Here is a 15300-nt window from a genome sequence, read left to right on the forward strand (position 1 = left end):
TTTTTTAGTGTCTTTTTTTGTAATACTGAATTTTTCCAATTTGTAAAACGATAACATAAGTAACAACAATGATCATCCACCAGAACCAAAATTGAGGTTCAACAGGACGCAGTGAGATGGCTTGTCCAATAGAAGTCTCCAAAAACAAAATTCCTACAATAAATGCGCCAAGCGTTGAAAAAATAACACCGCGCGCAGCGCGACTCTTAAGAAATGGCACGTGACGCGTTCTTAGAATGTGAAACGCCAAAGCTTGTGTTGCAAGGGATTCGATGAACCATCCTGCTTGAAAAAACGGCGCTAAATGTTGGCTTTGATAGCCTAAAATAAACCACAGTACTCCAAAAGTAGCAATGTCAAAAATAGAAGATAAAGGACCAATCATCACCGCAAATTTTGCCAATCCACGTGTCCCCCATTGGACTGGTTTTTCGATTTCTTCTGAATCGACATTATCCCACGGAATGGTCAACTGTGAAATATCATAAATTAAATTCAGCGTCAAAAGTTGCACGGAAAGCATCGGCAAAAAAGGAAGAAAAGCAGATGCAACAAGGACCGAAAAAACATTTCCAAAGTTGGAAGATAGGGTAATTCGGATATATTTCATCATGTTTGAAAATACTTTACGTCCCTCAATGACGCCTGTTTCTAGGACTTCAAGAGATTTTTCAAGTAAAATAATTGAAGAAGCCTCTTTTGTAATATCTGCTGCTGTATCCACAGATATTCCAATGTCTGCTGCTCTCAATGCTGGAGCATCATTAATTCCATCTCCCATAAATCCAACCGTATGTGATTTTCTCAATACTTCAATGATTCTCGACTTTTGAAGCGGGGAGAGTTTTGCAAATAAATGAGTGTTGCGTGCTGCTTCATAAAGCACTTCATCTGACATGTCATCAATCTGGGTCCCAAGATAATAATGAGCTGCTGAAATTCCAACATCTTCACACACTTTTTTAGCGACAATGGCATTATCTCCAGTCAATACTTTGACAGATACGCCATGTTCATGCAAACTTGTGACAGCATTTTTTGAGCTTGCCTTTGCTGGATCAAGAAATCCAATAAATCCAAGCAAGGTCATCTCTTTTTCACTTGATTGATCAAAATTTTCTAATTCATCATCCGTCAAAATCCGCTGCCCAACAGTCAATACACGCATGCCTTGAAGATTCATCTCCAAATTGACTTTTCTAATGGCATCAAGTTTTTCTGCTGTAATCGGAACGGCAATCCCATTTTCCATGACATGAGTACAGATGTCATCCATTTCTTCAACAGCACCTTTTGTAACCATAAGATGTCGTCCATGATCATTGACCACCACCGAAAGTAAACGTCTGGAAAAATCAAATGGAATTTCATCTACTTTTTCCATCTGTTCGTGATCTAAATTTCTCACTCCTTTTTCAAAATACTGAATCACTGCGATATCCATCAAATTCTTCCAGCCTGTTTGAAAATACGCATTAATGAATGCTGCATTAAGAACATCTTCTTGTTTTTTCCCCTTAGCATCCACATAAGTCATCATCACAACACGATCTTCTGTAAGTGTACCTGTCTTATCGGTGCAAAGAATATCCATCGCGCCCAAATTTTGAATGGCTGCAAGTTCTTTTACAATCACTTTCTTTTTAGAAAGTGCAACAGCACCTTTTGCTAAATTCGTATTCACAATCATCGGCAACATTTCAGGCGTCAGCCCAACTGCAACAGCGATGGCAAAAAAGAACGCATCAAATGCCGAGCCTTTTGTGAACCAATTGATAAAAAAAACAATCGGAAAAAGAGTCGCTACCATCATCAACATGAGCCGCGAGATCTGATTAATTCCCTTATCAAATGACGATTGTATTTTTGCTGCTGATGAGGATTGTTTTGCAATATCTCCAAACATCGTTGCTTTTCCTGTTTTGATGATGACAATCTCACCACTTCCAGACAGCACATCTGTCCCCATAAATAGTACATTAGGGATATCCATTACAGAGCGTTGGTCCCATTTTTGGGCTATAGTTTCATTTTTTTCAGGAACTTTTTTTTCTACTGGAAAAGATTCTCCTGTGAGAGACGCTTGATTAATAAATAAATCCTTTGACTGTAGCAAAATCGCATCGGCTGGAATCATATCTCCTGTTTGGAGTTTAATGATGTCCCCTGGAACGATTTCATCCATCGGAATTTCATGATATTCATTTTCTCGTTTGACATAAGTTGTATTTTCGATCATCTCACGGAGTGCATCTGAAGCTTTTTGACTCTTATATTCTTGAATAAAGCTCACTGCTGCTGACACAATGATCATCAAGCAGATGTAAAGAGCGGGTTCATATTCAGCTGTCAATACGGACACCACCGCAAGAAAGGCTAAGACCAATGAAAAAGGATTACGAAAAGCATGCCATAAAATCACATACCACGCTGTGAGTTGATGATTCTCGATGATGTTAGGACCATAATCCTCCAATCTTCTTGTCGCTTCTTCTCGTCTTAACCCTGCAGTACTTGTCTTTAATTGATCAAGCAGCGCAGCAGAGTCAAGTTTTGCAAACGCTTTAAGATCAGACTTCTTACTCGTCCGCTTTGTCATTTTTTGCATCTGGCTTTACCTCCTCTTTCAATAATCGTAATATTTCAATTACCTATTTATTGTAACATATCTTAAAGATTAAACCAATTCTAATCCTTTTGGAAAAGAAAAAAACGTAGAGCTACGTTTTAGACGATTGTAAAAACTCATTTTCTCCTAAATTTGAACAACACGACACAGGCGAAAATAGCCTGTTGGATGACTAAATCAGGGTTTTAATTTTTCATTTTTTATGTGTTTTCATGCGCGTTTTTTTTCAGTCCTTGATCTTTTTTGATGAGCCAATAAATCAGGGCTAACACAATCAAAATACTAAATCCCAAGATTAAAATAGGTCCTGTAAAAGACGTCAATAGCACCAAAGAAAACACAACAGATCCTGCTCCAATGAGGAAAAATTTCTTTTTGATGTTTGCTAATCCCGTGGATAAATATTGAACAAAACTCATAAAAACAGTTAATCCACTCAAAAAAACATAGTTTCCACTCAAAAATAGTAAAATCGCTCCTGCCGTTGTCAAAACAACAGCAACGGTTGGTGTTCCAAAGCGATTATTTTTTGCCACAAATAATGGGACATCTTCATGTGCAATCGCTAAACTCGCTAATATCGTTGGTGTATTGAATGTTGTCGCTACAATCACACCAAAAATTGAAATGCAAATTCCGACAATAAATAATGGAATTCCAATTGATCCGACCACTTGACTAAAAATCGTCGCTGCTGGAACGATCGTCTTTGGCAAATGATTTCCCAAAATACCTATCGTAAGCCCTTGAATAATCAAATAAACCGTAATACAGGTGACCATCACAAGACTCATCATTTTTGGTAAATTTCGCGCTGGATTTTTCATCTTCTCAGCGTTGACAGGCAAGAAAGAAAATCCTGTAAAAAAGAAGAAAACCGTCCCGTAAGCGGACAGAAATCCATGAAAATGGATCGTTTTTTCTGTCAGTACTGACGGAAATTCAAAATGTCTGCCACTGATTAACACAACACCTACCACAATAAAAATAAAGACAATCACAATCTTTACAAAGGATGTGACATTGTCCAAACCAGAAATCAATGATGAGCCAAAATAAGAAACAACCCCCAATAATAGAATCAATGCAATGCCAATCACCTTGACTTCTAAATGAGGAAAAATCATTTTCAAAGCTGTCAATAATGCCGAAACCTCCGTGGCCAACGTGACTGTACCCAAAATCCATGTGACCATCCCCACAATAAAACCTGGAAAACGGCCAAAAAGTGCTTTGGCATATACAAATGCACCGCCATTTTCAGCATAAAGCTTACTCATATTTGCATAAGAAAAGGCGATCACAAAAATCGAAAGTCCTGCAAACAAAATGGCCAGTAAACTCCAAACGCCAGCTTCCTGATAAATCTTCCCCGCCAGCAAAAAAATCCCAGAACCAATGATTGAATTAATGCCCAGTAAATAAACAGCCATCGGAGAAAGTAATTTTTGATCTTTCATACGCACCTCTTTTCAAAGACTCATCTCCTCTCATTATATCAAGATATTTGCACAAATGCGGGAAAAGTGTCAAAAAAAAACGATTTTTTGGTTATATGTAATCGGTCCAAAACATTTTATTTGAACAGATTCAATTAGATAAAAAAAAGCGCAGTGCTACGCTTTTATCGTCGTTTAAATTTGCATAAACGCAAAGTAAGTGCCACTTGGACTTTCAAAGTTAAAGGTTAAATTTTCGCCTCTTTTCGTGATTGTACTGGTTGTAAGTCCTTGCGTGAGCACTTTTGTCCGCATCGCTTCAATGCCATCAGTGATTGTAAATAAAATTGAAGGCTTGCTATCAGCGACTTCTGGACTCATTTGACGGATCAATTCGATTGGCCAAACTTGCAAACGCGCATTTCCTTTACGGGTCGGTGCAAGCAAAATTGTTTCTGCTCCCCCCACTTTTTGACGCGAAACGACATAAAAACCAATCGCCTCAAAAAAATCCGCTTCTGCTTTGACATCTTCAACATAAAGATTCGTACACATATTAAAACTCATGATGGTTCTCCTTTGATTGTTCACTCATTATAGCATAAAACATCAAAAAAATTCTGTCAGTACTGATAGAATCAAAATAAAATCAAATCCTCACTCTTTTTTAAAGAATTTTTTTATCTTCAGTTTTGTGAGGGCTGTCAGCACTGACAGCATTACATGTTAATTCAATGTCGCGTCAAGTGTGATTTTTTCAACACCTGAAAGTGCTTTTGAAACTGGACAACTGGCTTTTACGGTCTGTGCAACTGCATCAAATTCCGCTTGTGAAATACCGTCAATGACCGAATGATTGGTCAAATGAATCGCTGTAATCGCAGGGCCATCAGCAGTTACAGCAAAGGTCACATCAGCAGTGGTGTCAATGCTCTTTGCGACAAATCCTTTTTCTTCCAAAACCATCGAAAATGCCATTGAAAAACAAGCTGCGTGCGCTGCTCCAAGCAGCTCCTCAGGTGTTGTAATCGATACAGAATGTTCTGCACGTGCTTTAAAATTGTAAGGAACTTCTGTAAAAAGTTGTGATGATTCAGCACTGATTGTGCCAAAGCCGTCTTCTAATGAATCTTCCCAATGTGCGGATGCTGTAGATACATTTGCCATCGTTTTTTCCTTTTCTAATGAGCGCACTCACTAGCCTCTCTGTCAGATCTGTCCAATCTTTTATACATTTTCAGTATAAAACTTTCTTTCATTTTTTTCAAAGGATTTGCTCACGATCGTCATTTTTTTATTACCTAAAATTTATTTGACATTTTCGATCATTCGCGTTAAAATTTGACTAAGTAGAAAAGTAATTTTGTAAGAAATGAAAATAGAAAGTCTGTGGCTGATGAAAACAGAACGTTTCTCAAAATGAATGGGCTACTTTGAAAACGACTATGATTTGAAGACATAAAAATCACGTGGCTGACGTTACCCAGCACTCATTACTTGATGAGCTTAAGGGAATTTTATTCCGAAATTACGGTGGTACCGTGCATTTGCGCCCGTAGAACAAAATGTTCTGTGGCGTTTTTTTATTTTCAAAATCATCACATCTCTTCTATTTTTCAAAAGAAAGCGAGTTAAACTCATGACAAAACCCATCATCCTCACTGGAGATCGCCCTACTGGAAAACTCCATATTGGACATTACGTCGGCTCACTCAAACGCCGTGTCCAAATGCAAAACGAAGGAAAATACGACACCTTCGTCATGATGGCTGATCAACAAGCCCTTACTGATCACGCCAAAGATCCTCAAAAAATTATTGCCTCTGTCTCAAATGTCGCGCTTGATTATCTAGCATGTGGGCTTGATCCTGAAAAATCAACGATTTTCATCCAAAGTCAAATCCCAGAACTTGGCGAACTCATGATGTATTATCTCAATTTGACCAGTCTCAATCGTGTTTTGCGCAATCCCACTGTCAAATCTGAGATTGAACAAAAAAACTTTGGTGAAGGCGTTCCTGCTGGATTTGCCATGTATCCTGTCAGTCAAGCTGCTGATATTACAGCATTTAAAGCCACCCACGTCCCTGTTGGAAATGATCAAGCGCCAATGATTGAACAAACGCGCGAAATCGTACGCTCATTTAATCATGCCTACAACAAGGAGGTTTTAGTTGAACCTAAAGGCATTTATCCTGAAAACGAAGCCGCAGGACGTCTTCCTGGACTTGATGGCAATGCCAAAATGTCAAAATCGCTCAATAACGGCATTTATCTCGCAGACGATGCAGATACCCTAAAGAAAAAGGTGATGTCCATGTACACAGATCCTAGTCACGTCAATGTCTCAGATCCAGGACATATCACAGGAAATATGGTTTTTCACTACTTGGATGTTTTTGGACAAGCACAAGATCAAGCAACGATTGAAGAAATGAAAGCCCACTATCAAGCAGGTGGACTTGGCGATGTGAAAACCAAACGCTATTTATTGGAAGTACTTGAGCGTGAACTTTCTCCCATCCGCGCACGCCGTCTTGACTTTTCAAAAAATATGGATTATGTTTATGAGATGCTCAAAAAAGGCTCCGAAAAGGCCGAAGCTGTCGCAGCCAATACACTTGATGAAGTAAAATCTGCAATGGGAATCAATTATTTTAAATAAAAACAGTTCATTTTTGAACTGTTTTTTTGTCCACTCAAACGTTTCAATCCACCGGTAAACTTTTAGAGAATCCTTTGATAAGCTGATGAATCTCAGAAATCGGACGTTTTTTCCCCTCAACCAACCACTCCTCCCAAAGCGCATAAACTCCATTTGCCATAAAAGTGACCCAGGCGTGATCATGTGTCAATGGTGCATAAAACTTCTTAATTTCTTCAATAACAATCGTTTTTATGATGGGTTCAATTCCTTTTTCTTTTGCAGCAATAAAATCTGGTCCGTAACGATCAAAAAACAAAATTTGATCCTTGATTTTCTCAGATCGAAGTGAGCTTTTTTTGAGTGTTTCAAATGCGTTTGAAATTTTGGGAGAATAATACTCATAAATCACCTCATCCAAACTTTTAAAATTTCGATAAAAGGCCATTCGACTCAATCCAGCACGTTGACAAACTTTCGCAATCGACAGATCAGAAAATGTGTGATGCTCAAGCAATTGCAAAAGTGCGAGGGCTAAAAATGTTTTGGTTTCTTTTTTGGTTTGATGAGCAAGTTGTGTTGCGGCCATTTTCTCATTTTGCTTGCGTTACACATCTCCTTCACCTGTAACGCAAGCGCCTTTCTTTCTTGTTTTTTCTTATTTTTCATTATATACTAAAGGCATTAAAGTTACAAATGTAACGTTAGCTGAAATCGAGGAAAAATTATGGAAAAGACTCACAACATCGTACTGATCACAGGCGGAACAGGATTTATCGCTGTTCATACCATTGTCAAATGTCTTACTGCGGGCTATCTCGTGCGCACTTCTTTGCGAAATATGACGCGCCAAGATGAGGTAAAAAAGATGGTCCTTCAAGCAGGTGTTCCCGAAAACTTACTCACTCACCTCACTTTTGTCAAAGGAGATTTGACTGTCGCAAAAGATTGGGAGATTGCCTTAAAAAATGTCACGTATGTCATCCACATCGCCTCTCCCACTCCCACCACGCGTCCCAAAGATGGTCACGCAATGGTTAAAATGGCTATAGATGGAGTTTGGAATGTTTTTTCTGCTGCAAAAAAAGCGCACGTGAAACGAATTGTGATGACCTCAGCTTCCGGCGCTGTCCTTTCAGGTCACAAAAATCATCCTGAAAAATTTACAGAGCAGGAATGGACGAATTTAGACGGGGCTATTGATGCGTATCAGCGATCAAAAACCCGTGCCGAACAAGAAGCGTTTAAATTTGCTTTAGATAATGACATGGAACTTGTGACCATCCTTCCAACGACAGTCATGGGACCCATCCTCGGACCAGATTTTTCACATTCTCAAATGATCATAAAAAACATTTTGGAAGGAAAATCAAAGCACTTGATCAAACTTAGTTTTGATATCGTTGATGTGCGAGATGTAGCGCAGGCCCATGTTCTTGCACTCACACAAGAAAATATTGCTGGAGAGCGTTTTTTGATTACGAGTGGCGATCATTTAAGTTTCAAGCAGGTTGCTCATCTTTTAAAAGATGAATTCAAAGCTCAAGCACCCTACATTTCCACAAAAGAAGTTCCTGATTGGATTGCCATCATGGCCAGTTGGTTTATTGTGCAACTGAGGATGCCTGTCAAACTTTTAGGACAAAATACGGCTTGTAGCAATGAAAAAGCACGAAAAATGCTTGGTTTAACTCCCTTATCTGCCAAAACAGCACTCCTTGCGACTGCACACTCAATGTTTGATCTCAATATCATTCAAAATAACCAATCAAAAGGATGAAATCGTCCTTTTTTAAATTCTAAATTTCCTATCATAATTTTTTCTTATTTTATTTTAAATAGTTTATAATGAAAAGAGAACAGAAATTTCACATAGTTCTTTAAGAAAGTGAACGATATGCCAGATTTAGAAGATACTTATTTACAAAAGATTGCACGTTTTGCTCATGAGATTCACTGTGAAAATCAGGATGGACATGGTTTTGATCACATCGAACGTGTCGTCAGTTTAGCACAAAAGATTTTACTGACAGAACCTACTGCCAACAAAAAGATTGTGTTGAGTGCTGCTTATTTACATGATACTTATGATGAAAAAATCACAAAAAATCAAGCAGAACAAAAAGAAAAAGTCAGAAAATTTCTGTCAGCACTGACAGAAACTCAAACGGTTGATGAAATCCTTTTTATCATCGATCACATGAGTTTTTCATCAAATTTACACGAGAAGATTTCGCTCAATCTGAATGGACAGATTGTCCAAGATGCTGACAGACTTGATGCGATGGGGGCTTTTGGTATTGCAAGGACTTTACAATATGGATTTAAAAAAAAACGAGAACTCTACAATCCCAAAATCAAACCGATGACTTACGCTTCAAAAGCAGCGTATCATCAGCAAGAAAAAAACACGACAATCAATCATTTTTACGAAAAACTTTTCTTATTAAAAGGACTGCTCAACACTGACAAAGCTAAAGCGATGGCGGTCAGTCGTGACAAGATCATGCACGATTTTGTCACTGCAATCGAACGCGAAGAAAATGAAAACAAGAGAGATGAAAATTAAGGAGAAAAGTTATGATTGTAGGATGGAAAAAAATAATGAATCGGATCACACAGATAAGAGCGAAAAGAAAAGCTGTCAGCGCTGAGCGTTGGATTCAACTTCATCACCCCACCACTCACAAGATTCAAACACTCGTTTTTGCACATCGCGGATCAAAATGCAATCGTCCTGAAAATACCTTATCCGCATTTCGCGAAGCCGTTCGTGTGGGTGCTGACGGAATTGAACTCGATGTGCATTTAACTGCCGATGAAGAACTTGTGGTCATTCACGATGAAAAAATCGATCGAACGACAAATGCAAAAGGAGCGATCCAAAACTTGACCCTCGAACAGCTCAAACAGTACGATGCGGGCAGTTGGTTTGCTCCAGAATTCTCCACAGCACGCATTCCTACACTTTCAGAAGTTCTGTCATTACTGACAGCACTTGATTTTAAAGGCGTTTTAAATATTGAAATCAAAACTGATCAGTATCATTATCCTAACATCGAAAAAATTCTGTCAGCGCTGATGACAAAAAATCATTGGGGATTTGATTATCTTTATAGCAGTTTCAATCTGGATTCACTAAAGATTTTAAGCCAACTCGAACCCCAAACAGAACTGAGTTTTCTAACAGAAAATCGCCTCAAAAAAATCAAAATCGGACTTCTTGAACCCTATATCACGAGCATTCATCCTAAAAAAACCTATGCCTTCAAGCATCCAGTGCTTGTACGCCACTCTACAAAACCCATCCGCATTTGGACGGTCAATAGTGATAAAGAAATGCGCCTGGCATTTCAAGAAAACATTGCTGGTTTAATCACCGACTATCCTGAAAAAGCACTCCAAGTGAGAGCTGAAATGCAAAACAGTTGAAACGTCCTTTTGAACGTTTTTAATTTTCAGAAAAATTCAATTTTCACACGCCAAAAAACTACATTTAAACTACATTATAATACTAATTATTTCACAAACTTTACCAATTAAATGCGATTAAATCATAAAATGAAAACGCAAACGAAATTTCTTTACATATTATTCACAAATGTTATAATAGAAATGAAAGGCTTTAAAAGGTAAAACACTTTTTACGTTTTTCTAAGCTAAAAAAGAAGGGGTTCTAATCGTGCAATTTATTAATTATCTTGGGCAAGATGCTTACACAAACATCGCAATGGACAGTTGGTTACTTTACAATTTAAAACCAACCGAACCTGTTTTTGCCCTCTGGCAAAACAAACGTGCTGTAATCGTGGGGCGCAACCAAAACACATTCGCTGAAATCAATCAAGATTACATCGATCATCATGACGTTCAAGTTGTTCGCCGAGTTTCTGGTGGTGGTGCCGTTTATCATGATGAAGGAAATATCTGCTTTACGTTCTTTGTCCCTGTTGCAAGCTCTGCTAGTGTGAACTTTCATCAATTCGTAAAACCGATGTATGACGCACTTCACGCTGTCGGAATTAATGCCGAAATTACTGGTCGAAATGATCTCGAAGTTGACGGCAAAAAAGTTTCTGGAAACGCGCAGCGTTACGCTGGTGGTTTTCTCATGCACCACGGTACCCTCCTTTGGGATACCGATGTCGAAGCGATGATTCGTGCACTTAATGTTTCAGATGAAAAATTCGTCAGCAAAGCAGCTAAATCTGTCCGCGCACGTGTTGGAAATATCAAAGATTTCGCACCCAATCTTGATTTAGATACCTTTATTGAGCAATTAAAATATTATCTCACCGATGAAGGAAAAGACGGAGAACTTATTCTCACAAAAGAGCAGCGCTCAGGAATCAAAGATTGGCGTGATCACCAATTTTCAACCTGGGATTGGAATTACGGTGAATCTCCTCAATTTGAATTTAGTAATCACGCTAAATTTACTGGTGGTGGGATTGATGTCCAAGTCAATGTCGCTCACGGAAAAATAACCGAGATTAATTTCCTTGGCGATTTCCTTGGTGTCCGCGATTGGCGTGACATTAAGTCACAATTTATCGGAGTTGAATTTAGTCCTGAAGCCGTTTTTGAAGTCCTTGATAAAAATAAAGACGGTCAATATTTTGGAAGTATTGATAACCATGAACTCGCTCAAATGTTCAAAGCTGATCCATTGAATCAATAAACACACACTTTCCGATTTCACCCAAAACTAAGACACTCCTTACACATTTTCAAAAAAAGAAAGGAAATCTATTATGTCAAATTCACAACAAATCTTAGATTTCAAAGCACAATTAGAATTGCAAGATCGCGCTTTTCCCATGCTCCAAATCCTCAACGAAGAAGGAAAAATCGTTGATGAAGACGGGCTCAAACGCGCATCACTCTCAGATGATCAACTCATTGAACTCTTTAAACACATGCTTTTTGCACGTCAAGTGGACATCCGCTGTATGAAACTTGCAAAACAAGGACGGATGGGGTTCTTTGGTCCTCACGCAGGTCAAGAAGCTTCTCAAATGGCCTCTGCTTTCGCGTTCACTGACGAAGACTGGCTTTTTCCTGGCTACCGTGATTTACCACAAATCTACTCCAAAGGCTGGCCAATCTGGAAAGGGTTGCTTTGGTCTCGTGGTCATCAACTTGGAAATGAATACACCACTGACGACGGTAAACCTGTCAACTCATGGTTTCCACAAATCATCATCGGAGCACAATGCGTTGAAGCCGCTGGTGTCGCACTTGGACTTAAAAAACGTCAAAAAGATGCTGTCGCTTTTGTTTACACAGGTGATGGAGGATCCTCACAAGGGGATACTTATGAAGGCATTAATTTTGCATCTGCCTATAAAGCTCCCTTAGTTGCTTTTATCCAAAATAATGGCTATGCCATTTCTACACCACGAAGTTTACAAACAGCTGCACCTCATCTGGCTGCAAAAGGATGGGCTGCAGGTGCTCCATCTATTGTTGTCGATGGAATGGACGCAATTGCCATGTATCTTGCTTCCAAAGAAGCACGTGCTTGGGCAGTAGCAGGCAACGGTCCTGTCGTCATTGAAGCAGTCACAAACCGCCTAGAGCCCCATTCAACAGCTGGGGATGATCCTCTGCGCTATCGGACAAAAGAAGAACTCGATGCCTGGTGGAAAAAAGAACCCCTCATTAGAATGCGTAAATACTTGACAGACAAAGGCATTTGGAATGAAAAACAAGAAGAAGCCTACGTTGCCGAACTTGATGCACGCATTGATGCGGATGTTAAAAAAGCAAATGGCGTTGAAAAACAAAAGATTTCAAGTTTCATCAAAAATACGCTTGAAGTGCCAAGCCAAGTAATGACTGAACAAATTGCGCGCTTTGAGAAAGAAGGGAAATAATAATGGCTAAAAAGACTTATATTGCTGCTATTACAGAAGCGCTAGATCTGGCGCTCGAAAAAGATAAAGACACCTTAGTTTTTGGTGAAGACGTCGGTCAAAATGGTGGTGTTTTCCGTGCGACTGACGGACTTCAAGCTAAGTACGGCGAAGCACGCGTTTTCAACACTCCTCTTGCTGAGTCAGGTATTGGTGGGCTTGCAATTGGATTAGCTACACAAGGATTCAAGCCCATCATGGAAATTCAATTTGGAACATTTATTTTTGAAGCATTTGATTCCGTCGCAGGTCAGATGAGTCGGACGCGTTATCGCTTCAACGGCACACGATCCAATAACATTGTCCTACGAACTCCTTATGGTATCGGAACAAAAACGCCTGAAATGCACGCAGATTCCATTGAAGGATTACTCTCCCAAATTCCTGGATTACGCGTTGTCATGCCATCAAATCCAGCAGATGCCAAAGGACTTTTACTTGCATCTATTGAAAATAATGACCCTGTCATGTTTCTTGAAAATCTCCGCCTTTACCGCTCAATGAAAGGCGAAGTTCCTGAAGGATATTACATTACTCCTCTTGATCAAGCAGCGGTAGCAAAAGAAGGAACAGACGTATCTATCATCGCTTATGGTGGCACCGTTCCTCTTGCACTTAAAGCAGCTGAAACCCTTGAAAAAGAGGGAATTCACGCAGAAGTGCTTGACTTACGAACCGTTGCTCCACTTGATGTTGAGGCTATCGGTGCAACGGTTAAAAAAACAGGGCGAGTTGTGGTCGTTCAAGAAGCACAACGCACTGCAGGAATTGCCGCCAACGTCATGGCTGAAATCGGAGAACGTTTTGTTCTTGATCTTGAAGCTCCTATCGGACGTGTTTCTGGTCCAGATTCCATTTTTCCATTTTCACAAGCTGAGAATGACTGGATGATCAAAGATTCTGATATTGTTGCAAAAGTTAAAGAGGTGGTAAATTATGACTGAGATTTTTAAAATGCCCGACATCGGCGAAGGAATGGCTGAAGGAGACATCGCAAACTGGCTCGTTAAAGTCGGAGATGTTGTTAAAGAAGACGATCCTGTTGCAGAGGTTCAAAATGATAAACTCATGCAAGAAATTTTATCTCCATATTCTGGAAAAGTCACAAAACTTTTCGTCGAAGCAGGAACAACCGTTGCAGTGGGTGAACCTTTGATTGAATATGATGGTGATGGATCAGCTCATTTAGCACAAACGCCAAACGAATCAAGCACAGCAAATTCAACACAAGAATCAGCTGAGGCTCAGATTTTTACGATGCCTGATATTGGTGAAGGCATGCACGAGGGAGATATCGCAAACTGGCTTGTTAAAGTTGGAGATGATGTCAAAGAAGACGATCCTGTTGCAGAGGTTCAAAATGATAAACTCATGCAAGAAATTCTTTCTCCATATTCTGGAAAAATCACGAAACTTTTCGTTGAAGCAGGAACAACCGTTGAAGTTGGTGCTCCTTTGATTGAATACAATGGAAATGGGGCGGCCACAGCAAGTGCAACACCTGCCACACAAGTAGCTGCCGTACAAGTCGCAAGCCCAGCTCACACTGAAAATGGGGACACTGCTGCTGTCCAATTGACGAAAACTGGTGCTGCAGGACGTGTTCTTGCGATGCCATCTGTTCGTCACTATGCGCGTAAAGCCGGCATTGATTTAACTCAAGTCCCTGCAACTGGACGTCATGGTCATACAACATTAGCTGATGTTAAAGCTTTTGAATCTGGTAGTGTTGCACCAATTGCCAAAGTTACTCCAGAAGTAGCTCCTGCTGCATCTGCACCTAAAGCTGATAAAGCCGTAGAAAAAGTACCCGCTGTTAAAGTAGGAGCTGGAGATCGTCGTGAAGCAATGAATCCAACGCGTAAAGTGGTTTCAAAAGTCATGACGGCACAACACACACATATCCCACCAGTCACTAACTTTGACCAAGTTGAAGTTTCTAAACTCGTGAAACATCGTGCTGTCTTTAAAGAAATTGCTGCAAAACAAGACATCAAATTGACTTATCTTGCTTATGTTGCAAAAGCTTTAGCAACGACTGCTCATAAATTCCCAGAGATTAACGCTTCTGTTGATTATGATAAGCAAGAAATTGTTTATCACGAACACGTCAATGTTGGAATTGCAGTGAATGCACCAACAGGACTTTACGTTCCAGTCATCCATGAAGCTGAAAATAAATCTATTCTTGAAATTGCCAAAGAAATTGCTGAATTGGCTCGTGCAACGCGTGAAGGAACGCTGAAACCTCAACAAATGCAAGGTTCAACCATCACGATTTCAAACATTGGATCTGCTCGTGGTTCTTGGTTTACACCAATCATTAACGGTTCTGATGTCGTGATTCTAGGTCTTGGTTCAATTGTAAAAGAACCAATTGTTAATGCTGAAGGCGAAATTGTCGTCGGACAAAACATGAAATTGTCTATGACTTATGATCATCGTTTGATTGACGGAATGTTAGGTCAAAGTTCACTTAACTACTTGAAGTCATTACTTGCTGATCCAGAATTCATGCTGATGGAAATCTAATACGATATAATGACTAGTGCTAAAGCACTGATCCATTACACGCGAATCCCCAATGGGCACTCGCTAATCGTTTTATCAAGAAAACTAGTTTACAACGTTGTAAACTTAAGTTGACACTAATGTTTACAAGAAAAGAGG

At 39.5% G+C, this 15300-nt stretch carries 13 protein-coding genes; 8 read left to right on the forward strand and 5 right to left on the reverse strand.

Annotated features, from left to right (window positions below; genetic code table 11):
• Nucleotides 1-4: 4 nt before the first annotated feature.
• From mgtA to GHI93_RS06830, 4 genes are all read right to left on the reverse strand, one after another.
• Nucleotides 5-2608: a magnesium-translocating P-type ATPase gene (mgtA, locus tag GHI93_RS06815; RefSeq protein ID WP_153496310.1), complete on the reverse strand. Its 2604-nt coding sequence runs from the start codon at nucleotides 2606-2608 to the stop codon at nucleotides 5-7.
• 221 nt (nucleotides 2609-2829) lie between these two features.
• Complete coding sequence (locus GHI93_RS06820) at nucleotides 2830-4089, reverse strand: APC family permease (protein ID WP_153496311.1); 1260 nt, start codon at nucleotides 4087-4089, stop codon at nucleotides 2830-2832.
• A gap of 174 nt (nucleotides 4090-4263) precedes the next feature.
• Entirely contained in the window at nucleotides 4264-4635 is a 372-nt protein-coding gene (locus GHI93_RS06825) for a VOC family protein (RefSeq protein WP_153496312.1), read from the reverse strand.
• 159 nt (nucleotides 4636-4794) lie between these two features.
• Complete coding sequence (locus tag GHI93_RS06830) at nucleotides 4795-5235, reverse strand: OsmC family protein (protein ID WP_153496313.1); 441 nt, start codon at nucleotides 5233-5235, stop codon at nucleotides 4795-4797.
• Nucleotides 5236-5707: 472 nt separating this feature from the next.
• Here GHI93_RS06830 and trpS point away from each other — a divergent pair, with 472 nt between their 5' ends.
• Nucleotides 5708-6733, forward strand: coding sequence for a tryptophan--tRNA ligase (gene trpS, locus GHI93_RS06835; RefSeq protein ID WP_153496314.1), 1026 nt, complete (start codon nucleotides 5708-5710; stop codon nucleotides 6731-6733).
• A 43-nt stretch (nucleotides 6734-6776) separates the two neighbouring features.
• Here trpS and GHI93_RS06840 read toward each other — a convergent pair whose 3' ends face one another.
• On the reverse strand, nucleotides 6777-7301 hold the full coding sequence (locus tag GHI93_RS06840) for a TetR/AcrR family transcriptional regulator (RefSeq protein WP_153496315.1): 525 nt from the start codon (nucleotides 7299-7301) through the stop codon (nucleotides 6777-6779).
• 138 nt (nucleotides 7302-7439) lie between these two features.
• Between GHI93_RS06840 and GHI93_RS06845 the strand changes: the two genes are divergently transcribed.
• From GHI93_RS06845 to GHI93_RS06875, 7 genes are all read left to right on the forward strand, one after another.
• A complete protein-coding gene (locus GHI93_RS06845; protein WP_153496316.1) occupies nucleotides 7440-8492 on the forward strand; it encodes an NAD-dependent epimerase/dehydratase family protein in 1053 nt (350 codons plus the stop codon).
• A 117-nt stretch (nucleotides 8493-8609) separates the two neighbouring features.
• A complete protein-coding gene (locus tag GHI93_RS06850; RefSeq protein WP_153496317.1) occupies nucleotides 8610-9281 on the forward strand; it encodes an HD domain-containing protein in 672 nt (223 codons plus the stop codon).
• Between the two features lie 11 nt (nucleotides 9282-9292).
• Nucleotides 9293-10144, forward strand: coding sequence for a glycerophosphodiester phosphodiesterase (locus tag GHI93_RS06855; protein ID WP_246177054.1), 852 nt, complete (start codon nucleotides 9293-9295; stop codon nucleotides 10142-10144).
• A 250-nt stretch (nucleotides 10145-10394) separates the two neighbouring features.
• Complete coding sequence (gene lplA, locus GHI93_RS06860) at nucleotides 10395-11393, forward strand: lipoate--protein ligase (protein WP_343030337.1); 999 nt, start codon at nucleotides 10395-10397, stop codon at nucleotides 11391-11393.
• Between the two features lie 73 nt (nucleotides 11394-11466).
• Nucleotides 11467-12591, forward strand: a complete 1125-nt coding sequence (locus tag GHI93_RS06865) for a thiamine pyrophosphate-dependent dehydrogenase E1 component subunit alpha (protein ID WP_153496318.1) — start codon at nucleotides 11467-11469, stop codon at nucleotides 12589-12591.
• A 2-nt stretch (nucleotides 12592-12593) separates the two neighbouring features.
• Nucleotides 12594-13574 (forward strand): alpha-ketoacid dehydrogenase subunit beta, encoded by a 981-nt coding sequence (locus tag GHI93_RS06870; protein ID WP_153496319.1) that lies wholly within the window; start codon nucleotides 12594-12596, stop codon nucleotides 13572-13574.
• The gene (locus tag GHI93_RS06875) at nucleotides 13567-15162 is read left to right on the forward strand and encodes a 2-oxo acid dehydrogenase subunit E2 (protein ID WP_153496320.1); all 1596 of its coding nucleotides are present in this window, start codon (nucleotides 13567-13569) and stop codon (nucleotides 15160-15162) included. Before GHI93_RS06870 ends, GHI93_RS06875 begins: the two co-directional genes overlap by 8 nt.
• Nucleotides 15163-15300: the final 138 nt, after the last annotated feature.

Origin of the sequence: Lactococcus hircilactis (genome assembly GCF_009601015.1) — a bacterium.
In the GTDB taxonomy this organism is placed as follows: Bacteria; Bacillota; Bacilli; order Lactobacillales; family Streptococcaceae; genus Lactococcus; species Lactococcus hircilactis.